General features: G+C 47.4%; 10 protein-coding genes. 8 read left to right on the forward strand and 2 right to left on the reverse strand.

The genetic code is table 11. The features are described 5' to 3' along the window. Positions 1-10: 10 nt before the first annotated feature. Positions 11-916: an acetyl-CoA carboxylase, carboxyltransferase subunit beta gene (accD, locus tag F0P94_RS14625; protein WP_150904653.1), complete on the reverse strand. Its 906-nt coding sequence runs from the start codon at positions 914-916 to the stop codon at positions 11-13. Positions 917-1,105: 189 nt separating this feature from the next. Next, complete coding sequence (locus F0P94_RS14630) at positions 1,106-2,164, reverse strand: class I fructose-bisphosphate aldolase (protein WP_150904654.1); 1,059 nt, start codon at positions 2,162-2,164, stop codon at positions 1,106-1,108. Between the two features lie 222 nt (positions 2,165-2,386). Between F0P94_RS14630 and rffA the strand changes: the two genes are divergently transcribed. The 8 genes from rffA to F0P94_RS14670 all read left to right on the forward strand — a co-directional run bounded on the left by rffA (position 2,387) and on the right by F0P94_RS14670 (position 19,752). Next, positions 2,387-3,526, forward strand: coding sequence for a dTDP-4-amino-4,6-dideoxygalactose transaminase (rffA, locus tag F0P94_RS14635; protein WP_225307234.1), 1,140 nt, complete (start codon positions 2,387-2,389; stop codon positions 3,524-3,526). 61 nt (positions 3,527-3,587) lie between these two features. Next, a complete protein-coding gene (locus F0P94_RS14640) occupies positions 3,588-4,580 on the forward strand; it encodes an OmpA family protein (RefSeq protein WP_191907055.1) in 993 nt (330 codons plus the stop codon). Positions 4,581-4,795: 215 nt separating this feature from the next. Further along, positions 4,796-5,965, forward strand: a complete 1,170-nt coding sequence (locus tag F0P94_RS14645; protein ID WP_150904655.1) for an acyltransferase family protein — start codon at positions 4,796-4,798, stop codon at positions 5,963-5,965. An 810-nt stretch (positions 5,966-6,775) separates the two neighbouring features. Next, a complete protein-coding gene (locus F0P94_RS14650; RefSeq protein ID WP_150904656.1) occupies positions 6,776-10,204 on the forward strand; it encodes a beta strand repeat-containing protein in 3,429 nt (1,142 codons plus the stop codon). Positions 10,205-10,919: 715 nt separating this feature from the next. Next, complete coding sequence (locus F0P94_RS14655; protein WP_150904657.1) at positions 10,920-14,369, forward strand: T9SS type A sorting domain-containing protein; 3,450 nt, start codon at positions 10,920-10,922, stop codon at positions 14,367-14,369. Between the two features lie 272 nt (positions 14,370-14,641). Further along, positions 14,642-18,226, forward strand: a complete 3,585-nt coding sequence (locus F0P94_RS14660) for a T9SS type A sorting domain-containing protein (RefSeq protein WP_150904658.1) — start codon at positions 14,642-14,644, stop codon at positions 18,224-18,226. A 197-nt stretch (positions 18,227-18,423) separates the two neighbouring features. Further along, the gene (locus F0P94_RS14665; protein WP_225307235.1) at positions 18,424-18,759 is read left to right on the forward strand and encodes an ISAon1 family transposase N-terminal region protein; all 336 of its coding nucleotides are present in this window, start codon (positions 18,424-18,426) and stop codon (positions 18,757-18,759) included. Between the two features lie 39 nt (positions 18,760-18,798). After that, positions 18,799-19,752 carry an ISAon1 family transposase gene (locus F0P94_RS14670; protein ID WP_150904659.1) on the forward strand — a complete coding sequence of 318 codons (954 nt, stop codon included), beginning with the start codon at positions 18,799-18,801 and terminating at the stop codon, positions 19,750-19,752. The last annotated feature ends 488 nt before the right edge of the window (positions 19,753-20,240 follow it).

A 20,240-nucleotide genomic window follows, 5' to 3' on the forward strand; every position in this document is an offset into this window, starting at 1 on the left:
AACTTCAGTTCTACTTTACTTTTTTCGCCTTCTTGCCTACGGTTTCGGTTTCTGCTAATTCCGGCTTTTCTTCTGGCTGCAGCATAGAAAGCAGGTCGGTGAGTTGTTGTTTCAGATCTTTGCGGTCTACAATAAAATCGAGGAACCCGTGGTCCAAAACGAATTCGGCGCTCTGGAAACCTTTCGGCAGATCCTTGCCAATGGTTTCTTTAATAACGCGCGGACCGGCAAAACCAATTAAAGCGCCCGGTTCGGAAATATTGAAATCGCCGAGCATGGCATAGGAAGCGGTAACGCCACCGGTGGTTGGGTCAGTTAGTAAAGAAATGTAAGGTACCTTGGCTTCGGCTAATAAGGCCAGTTTGGCGGAAGTTTTGGCCATCTGCATCAGGGAGAAACCGGCTTCCATCATGCGCGCGCCGCCCGATTTGGAGATCATCAGGAACGGGATCTTGTGCTGACGGGCATAATCGATGGCGCGGGCAATTTTCTCGCCTACTACCGAACCCATAGAGCCGCCGATGAATTTGAAATCCATACAGGAAACCACCAGGTCCAGGCCGTTCATTTTACCGTGCGCGCTCCGAACAGCATCTTTCAAATGCGTTTTTTTCTGGGTAATGGCAATGCGGTTCGGGTAAGGCTGGGAATCTACGAACTCCAGCGGATCGGCAGAAGTCAGGTTCGGGTCCAGCTCTACGAATTTATTCTCGTCGAAAAGCACCTCGAAATACTCGGCCGAATCGATGCGGTCGTGGTAATTGCATTGCGGGCAGGTGTACAGGTGCTTGCGGTGCTCCGTGGTATTGGTTACGGCCTTGCAGCTCGGGCATTTATACCAAAGCCCGTCCGGGGTTTCCTTCTTCTCTTCGGTGGGCGTTATGATCCCTTTTTCTACACGTTTAAACCAAGACATACTTTATTCCTTTAAGCGCCAGGCGCATTAATAAAATCCTTACAAAAAAAGCGAGCCGCAAAAATAACGACTTAAACCGAAAAACGGCCTGTTACGCCGTTCTTTTTTTATAAAGAACGGGCAACAGGCCGTTTCTATTCAATTAATTACAAAAAAACTGGTGAAGGCAAATAAAGCCCGCTCCTTAAATTAAGCAATGGTAATCTGGTTATCCAGGTACACGTCCTGAATAGCGTTCAGTAATTCCACGCCAACTTTCATGTCTTTCTGGAAGGCTTTACGGCCGGAGATCAGGCCCATACCACCGGCACGTTTGTTAACTACTGCGGTACGCACTGCATCTGCCAGATCCGATTCACCTTTCGACTCGCCACCGGAGTTGATGAGGCCGGCGCGGCCCATGTAGCAGTTCGCTACCTGGTAACGGCACAGATCGATCGGGTTATCGGAAGAAAGCTTATCGTACATGGCCGGGTGCGATTTTGCGAAGTTGATCGCTTTGAAGCCACCGTTGTTCTCCGGTAATTTCTGCTTGATAATATCGGCCTGGATGGTTACGCCTAAGTGGTTTGCCTGAGCCGTGATGTCGGTAGCCACGTGGTAATCTACGCCGTCTTTTTTGAAAGCATTGTTACGTACGTAGCACCATAAAATAGTAGCCATACCCAGCTGGTGTGCGCGCTCAAACGCTTCGGCCACCTCGATGATCTGGCGGTTAGACTCCTCAGAACCGAAGTAGATGGTTGCGCCAACGGCAGCAGCACCCAGGTTCCAGGCTTCTTCTACCGAACCGAACATGATCTGGTCGAATTTATTCGGGTAAGTTAAAAGCTCGTTGTGGTTGATCTTTACTACAAACGGAATTTTGTGCGCGTATTTACGGCTCATCATGGCCAGGTTACCATACGTAGTAGCAACGGCGTTGCAACCACCTTCAATAGCCAGCTTAATGATGTTTTCCGGATCGAAATAGATCGGGTTTGGTGCAAAAGAAGCACCGGCAGTGTGTTCAATTCCCTGGTCAACCGGCAGGATAGAAAGGTAACCAGTTCCCGCTAAGCGGCCGGTATTGTACAGCTGGCCTAAGTTACGCAACACTTGCGGCGTGCGGTTGCTCTGACCAAAGATACGGTCTACGAAGTCCGGACCCGGCAGGTGCAGCATGTCTTTCGAAATGGTCTTACATTCGTGCTGCAGCAGGCTTTCCGCATCGCTGCCAAGCAAAGAAACAATGTTATCGTGGTTCATTTAAATAAAGGAGTTTAAGGAATTGAACAGCTTGTAAATGATGCCGCAAATATAGGCCTAAAATTTTACCGAAAACAATTTCTATATAGCCAATTGCTTGTATTCCGGGTAAATATCAGTTAGAAGTAAGTATAATTGCAGCTTTGCCGGCAAAACTGCTTAATTTCGCATACCTGTTTTACCAAGCAATTCCTTTTTCTACCTCAAACCCTAGCATTTTTCGTGGCCGCTTCCGAAATCATTCCGTTTAACCAACCCTTTACCATCGGAAACGAACTGGCTTACATGCAGGATGCGGTGCAGCGCGGTAAAATTTCCGGCGACGGTTTTTACACGAAACAATGCCAGTTTTTTTTGCAGAACCGCTACGGTTTTAAGAAGGCCCTGCTTACCACTTCCTGCACCGATGCACTGGAAATGGCCGCAATTTTAGCGGAAATACAACCCGGCGATGAAGTTATTTTACCGGCTTTCACTTTCGTTTCCACGGCCAATGCCTTTGTATTGCGCGGCGCCAGACCCGTTTTTGCCGACGTAGATCCGCTAACACTGAACCTGGATGTTGCTAAACTGGAAAGCCTTATTTCTGAAAAGACGAAGATTATTGTTCCGGTGCACTATGCCGGCATTTCCTGCGACATGGACCAACTTCTGGAAATTGCAAAGGCAAAAAACCTGCTGGTTGTGGAAGATGCCGCGCAGGCCCTGGATGCAAAATACAAAGGCCGTCCGTTGGGTAGTCTGGGGAATTTAGCGGCTTTTTCCTTTCACGAAACCAAGAACGTGATGTGCGGCGAAGGCGGGGCTTTGGCTGTTAATGATGCAAACTTTCTGGAACGGGCCGAGATCATCCGGGAAAAAGGTACGAACCGCGCAGCCTTTTTCCGGGGCGAAGCGGCCAAATACGACTGGCTCGACGTGGGTTCCTCTTTCCTTCCCTCCGATTTGAATGCCGCTTATTTACTGGCCCAGCTGGAAAATCTGGAAACAATTCAGCAGCAACGATTAAAACTCTGGAATACCTATTATAAAGAGCTGAAACCGTTGGCCGATGCCGGGAAACTGCAACTGCCTTTTGTGCCGGATTACGCTACCAACAATGCCGGATTGTTTTACCTGCTTTGCCGTACGCCCGAAAAACGCACCGCTTTGCTGGCGCATTTAAAAGCGCAGGGAATTATGGCCGTTTTTCATTACCTGCCGCTTCACGAAAGTCCTTATTATTTAAAGCATTATCCGAAAGTAAGTTTGCCGGTAACCGAAAATGCCGCCCGACGGTTGGTACGGCTGCCCTTTTATTTTAACCTGACTGAAAATCAGCAATCCCGCATTCTGGAAGCGATCCGCAAATTTTACACTTAGGGCTTCGTAGTTTCGGTTTTTACTTATATTTGTGAGCAATACTCTTTCATCTGACAGCATTATGAATACGAATTTATTAAAGAACGCCTGCACCATTTTACTGGGCGGCGCTTTGCTTTCGGGTTGCGTGGCTTCCAAAAAGTACGACGACCTGATGACCCAGAAAATGAACCTGGAACGCGAAAAAGCGGAATGCGACAACACACTTTCCAAACTGCAGGCCGATAAAAAAAACCTGGACGAACTTTACGCCGAGCTTACCAAAAACAACAACAAACTGGTAGCCGACTCCATTCAGACAGGTATTATCCTGCGCAAAACCAAACAGCTTTACAACGACCTGAACAGTACCTACGAAAAGCTGAACCGCAACCACGAAAAACTGCTGGCCAACAGCGCCTCCGAAACCAGCAAACTCTCCGGTGACCTTGCCCGTCGCGAGGCAGAACTGAAAGCCCTGGATGCTTCCCTGAACAAGAGCAAAGGCCAGATCGATCAGCTGAGCACCGACCTGAAAGCGCGGGAAGAGAAACTGAAAGAACTGCAGCGCATCCTGGACGAAAAAGACAAAGCCGTAGCCAACCTGAGAACCAAAGTGAACAACGCCCTGCTTGGTTTCAACTCAAAAGACCTGACGGTGAACGTGAAGAACGGCAAAGTATACGTTTCGCTTTCGGAGCAATTGCTGTTTAAATCGGGCAGCACCAAAGTCGATAAAAAAGGCCAGGATGCCTTGGAAAAACTAGCCAAAGCCCTGAAAGACCAGGAAGATGTGAACGTGGTAGTGGAAGGCCACACCGACGATGTGCCGATCTCGAAAGGCACCGCCGGTATGAAAGATAACTGGGATCTGAGCGTATTGCGCGCTACGGAAATTACCCGCATTTTAACGGATGCCGGTTTACCAGGCAGCCGCGTTACGCCAAGCGGCCGCGCCGAAAACGTACCGCTGGAAGCCGCTAAAACCGCCGATGCCCGCCAGAAGAACCGCCGCACCGAAATTATCTTAACTCCTAAGCTGGATGAGCTTTTCCAGATCCTGGAGAAGAATTAATCTTTAGGAAAAACAGTACTGTTTCATAGTGAAAAAGCCAGGCTTTGCAGCCTGGCTTTTTTGTTTTCAAGTAACAGGCAATACTAAGAATATGAAGTACCTTTGTGATAAACTATGCAAAAAGGAATAAAGAACACTTGGTTAACTGTAAGTAAGATCCTGAAATACAAAGAACCATTTAAGGCTTTTTCTAATTAGTAAACCAAAGTGTAAGAATGAGTACAGGCAAAATATATTTTAAAAATTTAGACTCTATTAGGTTTTTTGCGGCTTTAATGGTTTTTCTTGCCCATGGAATAAGCCCGTCCTATCAGTATTTGCCCATAGAGAATACTGTCTGGGAAAAACTCCTTACTCTTATAAGCAGCGGCGGGACTGGTGTTTCTATATTCTTTGTGCTAAGCGGCTTCCTGATCACTTATTTACTGATTCAAGAATACGAAACAACTAAAACCATATCGGTAAGAAACTTTTACATGAGGCGGGTGCTGCGGATCTGGCCCCTGTATTACTTAGTAGTTACCTTTTCCTTTTTTATTTATCCCTTTATTAAAAATCTGATCGGCATTGACAATCCGCTGGGATCGAATGTATTGTACCATCTTACTTTCCTAAGCAATTTTGACGTGATCAACATCCAGGAGAATTGCCCGGGAAATGATGCCATGTCACAGGGTATAACCTGGTCCGTTTCAATAGAAGAACAGTTTTATTTATTCTGGCCTTTAATCTTTGCATTTCTGCCCAGGAAAGGCTGGTTTTTTGCCATTTTATTCATTATTGGTGGTTCCGTATACTTTCGCATTCTGAATCATGAGAATAATTCGGTTTTATACTTTCATACATTCTCGGTACTGGCAGATCTGGGCATTGGAGGACTTGCGGCTTATCTGGTTAAAAAATTTGCTCCTGTAAAAAGGTTTTTCGAAAACACCGGTTCTAAAACCCATTTGTTGCTTTTTGCCTTTTCATTTTGCCTTCTTTTCTGGGGCGATCCCCTGTTTTCATTTAAGTATGGCAATGCCATTGGGCGGATCGTTATTGCCGCATCTTTTGCACTCATAATTACTGCTCAGGCGCTAACCAAAACAAATTCGCGTTTAGACTTATCAAGATTAACCTTCCCTAATAACTGGGGGAAATACACGTATGGCATTTACTTGCTACATCCCATTGCCATTACCATTCTTGATGTGCTGGTCCGGGTTTTAAACGTTCCAAAAACAAATTTCATCAGCTTGTTCCTTATCGGAATTCTTGGGTTTGTTTTAACCTTAATCTTAAGTAAAACAAGTTTTATTTACTTCGAAGCCAGATTCCTGAAGCTGAAACACAGGTTCGATACCGAAAAAAAGGCACCTGAAACGCTTGTCGCAGCGAAATAACCCGGGGCATACTTTTGTAAGCAGGCAGCTAGCCTGTAATACCGAGAACGTGCCCCTAGAAACCACCAAAACCGCCGCACCGGTACTATCTTAACACTTAGGCCAAAGGAGCTTTTCCAGATCATGGAGAAGGATCAAGGTTTAAAACAGTACCATTATCAAATAAAAAAGCCAGGCTTTGCAGCCTGGCTTTTTTGTTCTCAAAAACATGTTCCCAGATTTTGGTGACCTTGTTGGATTTCCTGAAAATGGTCAGGCAACGCTGTTTGGTTTTTATTGGCTAAGGGGAAGCAGGCAAGCTCGATTAAACGAAAACTAAAAAACATGGAAGTGAACTAAGGGTAAACCTCAGAAACCCTGTCCTGGAACTAATAAGGTTTGAAAATTTTAAGACCGGACGTAATAAAGCATCCGCATTCTAACTCACCGTAAAATGCAATTCAGAATCAGACTATTCACCACCTTCAATTAAAAAATCAAAGGACAGAAAAGCTTTTTTTTACAGAAAATTTACAAATAATTCCTTGAAGATAAATACATTACAAATTTTTATCTTATTTTTAAGCGAAAAAAAAATGTTACAAGCATAACCCTTCCTATCATGACCTAACTAACAACATTCACATTTGCTCTTTTAAAAGCACTTGCCCACCCTGTTCTTCCCGGGGTTCAGTCTGAATAATTAAACCAGGTTTATATTCTTAATACCTCCATAAGCAGGTAGCCCTCACTGAACTCCAGGTAAGATCCGACCTTCGATTAATAGCATTGTTTTTTTTGCAAATCAGTCAACCACCTAAACAATTTTTAATGAAAACACTATTATCTTATTTCTTACTATTTTTTCTTCTAGCCAGTTCTGCCGTTGCGCAAACCCCAACAACTATTGGCACCGGAACTACTACCAATGCCTTCAATTCCCTGATTGCTACCAGTACCAGCACAAACAAGTACTCGAAGGCCATTGCCGTTTATTCTGCTGCCGAAATTACAGCTGCCGGCGGTTCAGCCGGGTTGATCACCAAATTAGCCTGGAACAAGTCATCCGGTGGAGAGTACACCACTGCAGATGCTACTATGAATGTCTTTATTAAAGCCGTTCCTTTCACCACACATGCTTCCTCCCCAATTACATGGGCTACAGAAGTAACCGGCGCTACGCAGGTATATTCTTCTACTACCCATAGTTTTTCGACGGGTGCCGGCTGGAAAGAATTAACCCTTTCCACTCCATTTTTCTGGAACGGAACCGATAATCTGGAAATTTTTGTGGATTGGTACCGGCCTGGCACCCCAACCGCCAGCATGAACTGGGAATACACCTCCGTTACCGATGCAAATGCTATAACTTACAATGGAACCGGGGTAACTACTGTTGGCAGAAATGCCTTACGGCCAAATATTCAGCTCACCATCCTGTCCTCCCCCTGTACCGCCCCTCCTACCGCAGGTACTACCATAAGCTCGGCCAATACAGTTTGCGCAAATGTTAATTTCAATTTAAGCCTTTCGGGAGCTACCATTGGCACTGGTTTAACTTATCAGTGGCAAACTTCAGCAAACGGCACTACCGGCTGGACAAACATAACCGGAGCCACCAACAGTACCCTTACCACGTCGCAAACGGCTACTTCTTATTACAGAGCACAGGTAACCTGCAGCGCACAAACAGCAGCTTCTACCCCTGTGCAGGTAACTACCAGTGGAACTCCTGTTTCAGGCACTTTTACAATTAATCAGAATGCCCCTGCCTCAGCCACCAACTTTATTTCATTTGCCGCTGCACTTGCATCTTTAGATTGCATCGGTGTTAACGGCCCGGTTGTATTTAACGTAGTAGCAGGCACCGGCCCGTATAATGAGCAGGTAACTATTCCCGCTACTCCAGGTACTTCTGCCACCAATACCATTACTTTTAACGGCAACGGGAATACTATTTCCTTTGCATCTACCACTGCCGACCGTGCGGTGGTACGCCTGGACGGTGCAGACCATATTACTTTCACCAATTTCGTGATCGATGCGTCAAACATTACTTATGGCTGGGGTATTCACCTGCTTAACGGGGCCGACAACAACACCATCAGCAACAACACCATTAACATTGCATCAACCTCTACTACCGAATCGAACTCGGTAGGTATTGTGCTTGCAAACTCCACTACTTCAGTAACTACAGCCGGCAATACTGGTAATAATAATACTATTTCCGGCAACACCATTAATGGCGGTTACAAGGCCATTCACCTGAATGGCGTTATTACTGGTACCGGTAATAACCAGATCACTAACAACACCCTGAAGGATTTTTATGCTTATGGCATTGAGGTTTCTGCTGCTAATGCTACCTTGGTTCAGGGCAACGACATCAGCCGTGCTTTACGCGCTACTACCGGCACCTTTTATGGCATTTACCTGAGCAGTGGTTCTATTGCCACCCAGGTATCGAGAAACCGTATTCACAACACCAACGATACCGACCCTACCGGAACAGTTTACGGTTTGTATGCAACCGCCACCGATGCTCCGGCAGGCTCTGAGAACGTATTCAGCAATAACCTGCTTTATAACCTGAATACTACCGGCATTATTTATGGTATTTACAACTCTAACAGCGATGGCGCTTTTTACTTCCACAATACCGTTAGCATAGACAATCCTGCCAATACCGGTACCAACCGCGGCTTCTGGCAAACGGGTGCTGCCACCAACATCAAGTTCCAGAATAATATTATAAGCATCAACTCTGGCACTACCGGTGCTAAGCATGCTATCTATTTTACTACTTCTTCTTCTACCATCACCTCCAACAACAACGTGCTTCACCTGACCGGCGGAGCAAGCACCAGTGGTATTGGCTATTTATCTTCCAACCAGGTTACGCTTGCTGACTGGCAGGCCGTAAACTCCGGTGCTTACGACCAAAACTCCGTTGCGGCAGATCCACAGTTTGCAAACCCTGCAACAGGTGATTTTACGCCTACCAACGTTGCGGTGAACAACATAGGCACTGCAGTAGTACCGGCAATTACCACCGACTTCAACGGCCTTATCCGTAACCCGAACGCTCCGGATCCGGGTGCTTATGAGTTCATGAACAACACCACCGATGTAGGGATCACAGCTATTACTTCGCCTAACTCCGTGTGTGGCCTTACCGCTACTGAAACCGTTACGGTAGAGCTTACCAACTTCGGCACCAACCCGCAAAGTAACATTCCGGTTAGCTACTCCATTAACGGCGGCAGCCCGGTTACAGCTACCTTTGCCGGTCCGCTGGCTCCCGGCGCCAATGTTACTTATAACTTTGCCGTGCCGGCCAACCTGAGCGCCGCCGGAGGCTACACGTTTAAGGCTTACACGGCTTTAACCGGAGACATGGTACTGAGCAACGACACCACCACCAAAGCCGTTTCCAACTCCCTGTTCCCAACCCTGCCTATCAGCCTGGATTTTGAAACAAACAATACCGGCCTGACAGCACTGAAGCAAGTGGTGAATTCCAACTCTACCCTGGCCGAAGATGCAGGTGCGAGCTCCGGTGCTCCTTCTTCTACCAAGGGGCTGGTGATGTCTGGAATAAGCAGCTCCGGCTGGACTATGCCGGTGCCTACGGTTAATCCATGGACCATGAACCCGAACCACCTTGCCGGCGTTTACCTCTGCTTTAATCCGGTAAGCGGTGCCGACTCCCTGATCCTGCGTTTCGACCTCAAGCAGCTTTACAAAGATGCTAACCGCAACACCAACTTCCGCGTGACCGTGAACGGAACCCAGGTAGGCCCGACCTATAACCCGCCTTTCGATCCGAGCAACCCGACTACCCCGATCGTGTGGAACAACATCCGTGTAGACCTGTCTTCGTATATCGGACAGCCAAGCATTGAAGTAGGCCTGGAATCGAGCGTGAAGGAAGCGTATGCCAACGGAAACGGCCCGGCCAACCTGATCGACAACATCAGTATTATCAGCTATATGCCAACCGGCTTAAAGGCAAACCTGCTGCAAAGCCAGGTGAACGTATATCCTAACCCAAGCCAGGGCACCTTTAAAGTAGACCTGCCACAAGGCAAAACCTACGAGCTGACCGTTACCGACCTGACCGGAAAAGTGATCATGACCCAGAATGCTTCCGGTGGCATAAACCACCTCCAGCTTAACAAAGCAGCCAAAGGCATTTACCTGCTGAAGGTGAAAGGCGAAAATGGAACTGCTACCCGTAAGCTTATTGTTGAATAATAAACGATAGCGTTTTAGCACAAAAAAGTCCTGCTTCTTTCCGGAGGCAGGACTTTTTGTTGCATCGGACCTGAAGTAAATCCATAAATCGTGAATGGATACTAACCGGGATTACAAACTCAGGAATTCAGGGTACTTCAGATGCTTTTACAACAATCGAGCTTATAATGATTTTGTATAACATGTATTTGAGCAATAATTAGAGGTAACACTTTTGGGATCTTATTTTAATAACCAACGTCCGGTTACCGCCTGGCAATAAATTTACTTATGTACAACGCTTATCTGAAAGGTTGCTTTTAAAAAGCAGGAACCTTATTAGATTAAAGTTCAATGGTAGCCTTTGTAGGTTAAACGTCAGATTTGATAACGCCATTTGGAGTAAAAAGGGACATTTTAACAAAAAAATTCGAAATAATTTGTTACTAATAAATAATTTAATAAATTTTTCTATTATTTTTAGACAACAAATTACTGTTACAAGCTAAACTTACTTTTTCATGACCTAACGAATAGCTTACAAAACCCTTTCGCATGCCACTTGCGCCTCTGCCTTTACGAAGGTTGAATCAAACAAATATGAATGTTCAATACCTTCTTCGCTGCCAAATCCAGAATACCTAAACCTCGCCTTAAACTGAACTTCCCGGTGGGACTTAATCCTCTACCAACAGTATTCATGTTGCAGATTAGCAAAACACTTAAACAACAATAAATGAAAACACTATTATCTTATTTCCTTCTGCTTTTGCTATTGGCAGGTACAAGCTATGCTCAAACAGTAGCAACAATTACCGGCACAGCCTCCAGCCTTCCAACGTATCATGCTGGCCCTATTTACCGTTCATCTGCTTCAAGTGCCTATGATGCCAGCCGGTATTCTTACCTTTTTACGCCTGCCGAATTAGCCGCTGCCGGCATTCCTAACGGAGCCATTATTACCAAAGTGGCCTGGAATAAATCCAACAATACCGCAACTTCCACTGGTGCGACCGGCATATTTGGTATTTATATGAAAAATTCCGCTGCAACTGATTTTTCAGCGGCTTCAGTTCCATGGGCAACCCAGGTTGCTGGCGCAACCCAGGTTTACAACAACACCAGTCAGGCAATACCTGCTACGATCGGCTGGCTTGATTTTCCGCTAAATACGAACTTTCAATATACAGGCGGTTCACTAGAGATTTCTACCGATTGGGATATCAATCAGGCTACGGGCAATCCTACAACTGCAGCCATTAATTGGGAGGTTTCTACTGCTACTGATCGTATCTACGGTATTAGCAACACAACCACCCCAACCGCTAATCTATCCAGCACCAGCAATAGCATAGGTAATTTAGATAATCTCCGTCCCAATATCCAGATTACATTTTTAGCAAATCCATGTACTGCCCCGCCTACCGGTGGTACCACCATAAGCTCTGCTGGCTCAACCTGCCCGAATGCTAATTTCACATTGAGCCTTAATGGTACTTCAGTCGGAATTGGCCTTACCTACCAGTGGCAATCTTCGGCAAACGGCACTACCGGCTGGACCAATATTGCCGGCGCAACCAGCAGCTCCCTTACCACCTCTCAAACTGCTAGCACGTATTACCGGGCACAGGTAACCTGTAGCGGGCAAACAGCGGCTTCTACTCCTGTACAGGTAACTACAAGTGCCACTCCTATTTCCGGCACCTTCACGATCGATAAGAATGCACCTGCTTCTGCCACCAATTTTACTTCCTTTGCTACTGCCCTTGCATCTTTAGATTGCGCCGGCGCAGGCGGCCCGATCGTGTTCAACGTAGTAGCTGGTTCTGGCCCATACACCGAGAACGTAGTGATCCCGAACATTTCCGGAACTTCTGCTACCAATACCATTACTTTCAATGGTAACGGCAACACCCTGCGGGCAACTTCCTCTTCAGCCGATGCTACCCTCAAGCTCGATGGCTCTAGGTTTATCCGCATTGATAACTTGGTAATGGAAGCCGACCCGGCCGCCACCACCAATGCCGTAGTGCGTCTTGTTAACAACGCCAACGATAACATTATTTCAAACGCTACCCTAAAGCACAACATTACCAGCTCTTCCACTTCCTATAACTTATACGTTTACTCCGGAAGCAGCAACAACACGTTCCAGAACAACACCATTACCGGCGGATACTATGGTATCTACAACTATGGCGCTTCGGCAACCCCGGTAAACAACAACCACTTCATTGGCAACACGGTTAAAGACCAATATACTTACGGCATCTATAACTACTATGCCAATAACACCCGGATCGAAGGCAACAATATAAGCCGCCCTAGCCGTACCGGCGTAGGAAGCTTCTATGGCATTACCCTGAGCACCAGCACTACAGGTTCCCTGGTAACCAAAAACCGGATACATAACTCCCATGGCGCTGCCACTTCCCTTACCGGCCTGGTTTATGCCCTTTACACAACAGGAGCAGATGCCACCGTAGGAAATGAAAACGTATTCACCAACAACCTGGTTTACAACATCAATAATACAGGTACCATTTACGGCATCTACTCTACCACTTCCGACGGCGCCCACTTTTTCCACAACACTATCAGCCTCGACAATACAGCCAATACTGGTACGGTTCGTGGTTTCTACCAGCTTACAACTGCTACCAACGTGAAGTTTCAGAACAACATTGTGAATATAATAGGCGGCACCAGCGGAGCGAAGCACGCACTCTACTTCGGAACTACTGCCTCCACTATTACTTCTAACAACAACGTGCTTTACCAAACCGGCGGGGCAAGTACCAGTGGCATTGGCTACTTAACCAGCAACCGGGCTACCCTTACTGACTGGCAGGCAGCCGGCGCCTACGACCAGAACTCGGTTTCTGTAGATCCGCAGTTTGCCGCCCCTGCTACCGGCGACTTTACTCCTACAAATGCCGCCGCTAATAACAAAGGCGGAGCACTGGTTCCGGCGGTAACCACCGACATTAACGGCCTGATCCGTAACCCGAACACTCCGGATCCGGGTGCTTATGAGTTCATGAACAACGCCACCGATGTAGGGATCACAGCCATCACTTCTCCTAATTCCGTGTGCGGCCTTACTGCTACCGAAACCGTAACAGTAGTGCTTACCAACTTCGGAACCAACCCGCAGAGCAACATTCCGGTTAGCTATTCCATTAACGGCGGTAACCCGGTTACAGCTACTTATGCCGGTCCGCTGGCTCCCGGCGCCAATGTTACTTATAACTTTACCGTGCCGGCTAACCTAAGTACCGCCGGAGGTTATACCTTTAAGGCTTACACGGCTTTAACCGGCGACATGGTACTGAGCAACGACACCACCACCAAGGCCGTTTCCAATTCCCTGTTCGCAACCCTGCCCATCAGCCTGGATTTTGAAACCAACAACACCGGCCTGACAGCACTGAAGCAAGTGGTGAATTCCAACTCTACCCTGGCCGAAGATGCAGGCGCCAGCTCCGGTACTCCTTCTTCAACCAAAGGGCTGGTGATGGCCGGCGTTAGCAGCTCCGCCTGGACCATGCCGCTGCCAACAGTAAACCCCTGGACCATGAACCCGAACCACCTTGCCGGCGTTTACCTGTGCTTTAACCCGGTAAGCGGCGCAGATTCCCTGATCCTGCGTTTCGACCTGAAGCAGCTTTACAAAGATGCTAACCGCAACACCAACTTCCGCGTGACCGTGAACGGAATCCAGGTAGGCCCAACCTATAACCCGCCTTTCGATCCGAGCAACCCGGCTACCCCGATCGTGTGGAAAAACATCCGCGTAGACCTTTCTTCCTACATCGGACGGCCAAGCATTGAAGTAGGTCTGGAATCGAGCGTGAAGGAAGCGTATGCAGGCGGTAACGGTACAGCCAACCTGATCGACAACGTAAGCATTATCAGTTATATGCCAACTGGCCTAAAAGCAAACCTGCTGCAAAGCCAGCTGAGCGTATATCCTAACCCAAGCAACGGTACCTTCAAAGTAGACCTGCCACAAGGCAAAACCTACGAGCTGACGGTTACCGACCTGACCGGAAAAGTGATCATGACCCAGAGTACTTCCGGAGGATTGAACCAATTGCAGCTGAACAAAGCAGCCAAAGGCATTTACCTGTTGAAGGTGAAAGGTGAAAACGGCACCGCTACCCGTAAGCTCATTATCGAATAAAAACGATAGCGCTTTAGCACAAAAAAGTCCTGCCTCTTTCCCGAGGCAGGACTTTTTGTTTACTGCCAAAATAATTTTCAGGAACAAGCCAGGCAACGCTCAGCGGCTAAAAGCTGTCTTATGAATAGTTAGAAATGCATCAGCCATTTATATGCATTCCGCTTCCCGGAATTTGCTAATGCATTCATTCTTAATCCATTTCATGAAAATAATTTTCATTTTTTCGTCATAAAACAATATTTTAGCAAATCATTAAATATAACCTATTTACTATGAAAAAACTTTTATCACGGACGCTCATCCTGTTACTAGCAATGAGTTACTATTTTAGTAGTACAGCTCTGGCGCAAAGTGTACCGGAATTAATTTATTATAAATTTGATTCGCCAGGTACTACCGTACAAAACCTGGCCTCCGCTCCGGCAGGCACAAATCCCGCTCCGATTTCCGGAGCAACTATTGGTGGAGCCGGACAATTCGGAAGCGCATTTACAGGCAATGGCAATACAACTGCCACCAACTCCGTGAACACAGGCTGGGCTCCCAACTTAGGCTCCGGCTCCTGGACTATTTCCTTGTGGTTAAATAACATACCTTCTTCCACAACCCTTCAATACTTTTTCGGCGACGTAAATACAAACAGCTTACGGGCTTTTACCGGCGGCGTAGCAGATCCGGGTGGTATAAGACTGGTAGGCGGAGGAATTACGGCCATTGATATGCCTAATGTAGTGAGCAATGGCCCGGTGGTTATTCACTATGTGCATGATGCTACTGCAGGGAACATTAAGGCTTATGTGAACGGGGTATTAACGGTAACCTCTCCCCAGACGGCTGTAAACCTTACCGGAACCGGCCCTTTTCTGGTTGGAGGCTACTCCACGCTTAACGGCTTACCTTCCGGTGGCCTGATGGATGAATTCCGGTTCTATAACCGGGCCCTTTCTGCTGCCGAGGTAGCCGGTACCTGGAATCAGTCGTTGCCTATTGCCATAACCCCTAACGATGCCGGCGTAACCGCGATTACAGCCCCGGGAAGCCCCGTTGCTCCCGGAAACCAAAATGTGCAGGTAACCATTAAAAATTACGGTACTGCTCCCTTAACCAGCGCCCAGATTGGCTGGAAGGTAGGCAATACGCCTGGTACCACGTTTAGCTGGACAGGCAACCTTGCCCCCAATGCCGTTAGCGCTCCGGTTACTATAGGATCCTTCAATTTCCCGAATGGAAACCATACCATTAAAACCTGGACTACCAGCCCCAACGGAGCTACGGACGGAAATAACTATAACGATTCCACCTCTACCACAATAACTGCCTGCAATACAATCAGCGGCACTTTCACCATCGATAAAAATTCTCCGGCATCGGCCACAAACTATATTTCCTTTGCTGCAGCTTTGCAAGGTATGAATAGTTGCGGCATCAGCGGACCGGTAACTTTTAATGTTGTGGCAGGCACCGGCCCGTATAATGAGCAGGTTACCCTTACGAATATTGCCGGAGCTTCTGCCACCAACACCATTACTTTTAACGGCAACGGCAATACCATTTCCTTTGCTTCCACTACTGCCGATCGGGCCGTGGTTCGTCTGGACGGTACGGATCATGTAACCTTCAGCAACTTCATAATAAACGCTTCCGATCTAACATTTGGCTGGGGCATCCATCTACTAAACGGCGCCGATAACAACACCATTAGCAACAACACCATTAACATTGCTTCTACCTCCACTACCGAATCTAACTCGGTAGGTATTGTGCTTGCGAACTCCACTACTTCGGTAACTACCGCCGGAAACACCGGAAACAACAACATAATTTCCGGCAATACCATAAATGGCGCTTACAAAGGCATTCACCTGAACGGCGTAGTGACCGGGCAGGGCAATAACCAAATCCTCAACAACACGGTGCTCGATTTTTATGCTGATGGCATTAAAGTGAATGCGGCCAAAAACACGCTGGTTGAAGGAAATAATATTCACCGCCCAACCCGTACCACCACTACCACCTTTACCGGAATTGAAGTAAGTGGCAGCTCTGAAGGGACTTTGATCCGGAAGAACCGCATTCATAACTCCCACGATGCTACCACTTCCAAAACCGGAACTGTTTACGGTATTTATTTCACCGGAGCAGATGCCCCAGTCGGTGCAGAGAACGTGGCCAGTAACAACCTGATCTACAACATCAACAACACCAGCACCATTTATGGTATCTACAACAGCAGCTCCGACGGCGCTCACTATTTTCACAACACCATCAGCCTCGACAACACGGCCAATACCGGCACCAACCGTGGCTTTTACCAGACCACCACTGCCGCTAACGTGAAGTTCATCAACAACATCGTCAGCATTGTGGCCGGCACTTCCGGAGCCAAGCATACACTTTACTTCGGAAGTACTACCTCCACTATTACTTCTAACAACAACGTACTTCACCTGACCGGCGGCTCCAGTTCCAGTGGTATTGGCTTTTACTCTTCCAACCAGCCTACGCTTACCGCCTGGCAGGCAGTAAACTCCGCTGCTTACGACCAGAACTCCGTTGCTGTAGATCCGCAGTTTACGAACGCTGCAGCTGCAGATTTCACCCCTACCAATTTAGCGGTAAACAACATCGGCCAGGGCGGCACCGGCATTACGAATGACTTTGCCGGCATTTCCCGCAATCCGAATGCTCCGGATCCGGGCGCGTACGAATTCATGAACAACACTACCGATGTAGGGATCACAGCCATCACTTCTCCTAATTCTGTGTGCGGCCTTACCGCTACCGAAACTGTAACAGTAGTGCTTACCAACTTCGGTACCAACCCGCAGAGCAACATTCCGGTTAGCTACTCCATTAACGGCGGTAACCCGGTTACAGCTACCTATGCCGGCCCGCTGGCTCCCGGCGCCAATGTTACTTATAACTTTACCGTGCCGGCTAACCTAAGTACCGCCGGAGGTTATACCTTTAAGGCTTACACGGCTTTAACCGGCGACATGGTACTGAGCAACGACACCACCACCAAGGCCGTTTCCAATTCCCTGTTCGCAACCCTGCCCATCAGCCTGGATTTTGAAACCAACAACACCGGCCTGACAGCACTGAAGCAAGTGGTGAATTCCAACTCTACCCTGGCCGAAGATGCAGGCGCCAGCTCCGGTACTCCTTCTTCAACCAAAGGGCTGGTGATGGCCGGCGTTAGCAGCTCCGCCTGGACCATGCCGCTGCCAACAGTAAACCCCTGGACCATGAACCCGAACCACCTTGCCGGCGTTTACCTGTGCTTTAACCCGGTAAGCGGCGCAGATTCCCTGATCCTGCGTTTCGACCTGAAGCAGCTTTACAAAGATGCTAACCGCAACACCAACTTCCGCGTGACCGTGAACGGAACCCAGGTAGGCCCAACCTATAACCCGCCTTTCGATCCGAGCAACCCGGCTACTCCAATTGTGTGGAACAACATCCGCGTAGACCTTTCTTCCTACATCGGCCAGCCAAGCATTGAAGTAGGTCTGGAATCGAGCGTGAAGGAAGCGTATGCCGGTGGTAACGGTACAGCCAACTTGATCGACAACGTAAGCATTATCAGCTATATGCCAACCGGCTTAAAAGCGAACCTGTTGCAAAGCCAGCTGAACGTGTTCCCGAACCCAAGTAACGGTACCTTCAAAGTAGACCTGCCGCAAGGCAAAACCTACGAGCTGACCGTTACCGACCTGACCGGAAAAGTGATCATGACCCAGAGTGTATCCGGAGGAGTGAACCAATTGCAGCTGAACAAAGCAGCCAAAGGCATTTACCTGCTAAAAGTGAAAGGTGAAAACGGCACCGCTACCCGTAAGCTCATTATCGAATAAAAACGATAGCGCTTTAGCACAAAAAAGTCCTGCTTCTTTCCGGAGGCAGGGCTTTTTTGTTTAGAATCAGAATGATCGTTTTGTGGAGACACTAAAATAACCTGCATCAAGTGAAGGCTGAAAGTGGATCAAGTTAAAAATTTGAGGGGGATTTAAAAAAGTGTTTGTATTGGGTTGAATAAACCAGCACTTCGATTTTGTCAGACGCTTACCACACCCTTATTGGCCTGCTACTCCCGGCAGGCATATTAGAATACTTTGAGTTAGTACAGGTTAAGCAGAGCCCTAAAGGCTTAGAGCTGTTTCTGGAGGAGAAGAATATTTCTCCATCTGGCTTTGAAAAGCAGGCGCTGGAGTCCAAGGGCTTTTTACCTCAGGTAAGCATCGGCGACTTTCCTATTCGCGGTCAGAAAGTTATGCTGCAGGTAAAGCGGCGCAGGTGGGAAGTGAAAGCCACTGGAGAAATCATCAGCCGGGACTGGGATCTGGTAAAGAAAGTACGCGGATCACCACAGAGTTCGCGGCTTTTTTAAAAGGTATGTTTAGATAACCATCCTGTCAGCAGCCGTCTGGTGGGTCAGTTCTTTCATGTAGACGGCAAACAGCTCCAGCAGCAGTACAAAGACCACATCAGCTCCTTCCATGAGTGGGAGCAGAAAGCCCATGCAAAAGAGTGGATGCTCTTTGCGGAGAATATCAGCCCTTCTTTAAGCATCGACGAAACAGCTTTATCCAACGGCGAGCTTTATACTATTCTCACCAGTAAAACAGCGAAAGGGGGCAAAGGCAGCCTTGTAGCTATGATAAAAGGCACCCGGGCAGAAGACATTATAGCCGTCCTGAGCAAACTGCCTGAGAAGCTGCGCCATAGCGTAAAGGAAGTAACTCTGGACATGGCAGCTAATATGCAGCTGGCAGTAAAGCGGTGCTTTCCCAAAGCAGACCGGGTAACAGACCGCTTTCATGTGCAGAAGCTGGCTTATGATGCCCTGCAGGAAGTCCGGATCAAATACCGCTGGCAGGCTTTAGACCAGGAAAGCAGCCTTATGGCAGAGGCTAAAGCAAAGAAAGAAGCTTATCAGCCGGAAACACTTAGCAATGGCGATACTTTGAAGCAGTTGCTGGCCCGCAGCCGCTACCTTTTATTCAGGCACCCGGGCAAATGGACAGTTAGTCAGAAAGAACGGGCAGATATTCTTTTTGAGCTTTATCCGCAATTACAGAAAGCCTACGCGCTGACGATGCGATTGGGCAAGATCTTTGCAGTCTGTAAAACGAAAGAACAGGCCTTTAAGCAGCTGGCCTTGTGGTACAATGAAGTGGAAGAAGCTGAAATAGACTCCTTTAAAACCGTCTGCCGATCAGTGCAGGCACACTACCTTTCTATTCTTAACTTTTTCAACAATCGTAGTACCAATGCCGCAGCTGAATCTTTTAATGCCAAAGTAAAAGCGTTCAGGGCAACTTCCAGAGGCGTAAGAGATACTGCTTTCTTCCTCTTCAGACTTGCAAATATCTATGCTTAGCAAAAATGCCCCCTCAACAATTCTGCTTGATCCCTGAAAGTTTGAAACTCGACAGAAAATTTCTCTCCCAAATCTGTACCCGGTAAAAACAAAAGCCCCTCAGCGTTAACTGAGGGGCTTTTTTGTGGTCGCGCAGGAAGCATTGTTATTGCTCCTGTTTACACTAAAATACCCCTAAATACACTGAATTCAGGCTTTTTACTCTGCAAAGATAGCAGGAAATGGTAAGGCAATGCAGGTAAAAGCAGTAAATGTTTTACCAAATGTTTTACCTGTTCTATCAATTCTCTGCAATAGAATCCATTTCAAAAGCTAGTTGTGAGCCTTTATTTCTTCTCCCTATAAAGGGGTTTCCACGGTTGTGACTTCTATCAATATTCTTTAGCTGCTAGGCTGGCAACCTCTATTATTTCCTATTGAACCTCTCATTGACTTCTTCAAAGGCAATCCAAAGCACTAGAAGGCAAACCAGTGAAGAACTGTCCCTG

The organism is Adhaeribacter soli (assembly GCF_008727925.1).
Lineage (GTDB): Bacteria > Bacteroidota > Bacteroidia > Cytophagales > Hymenobacteraceae > Adhaeribacter_A > Adhaeribacter_A soli.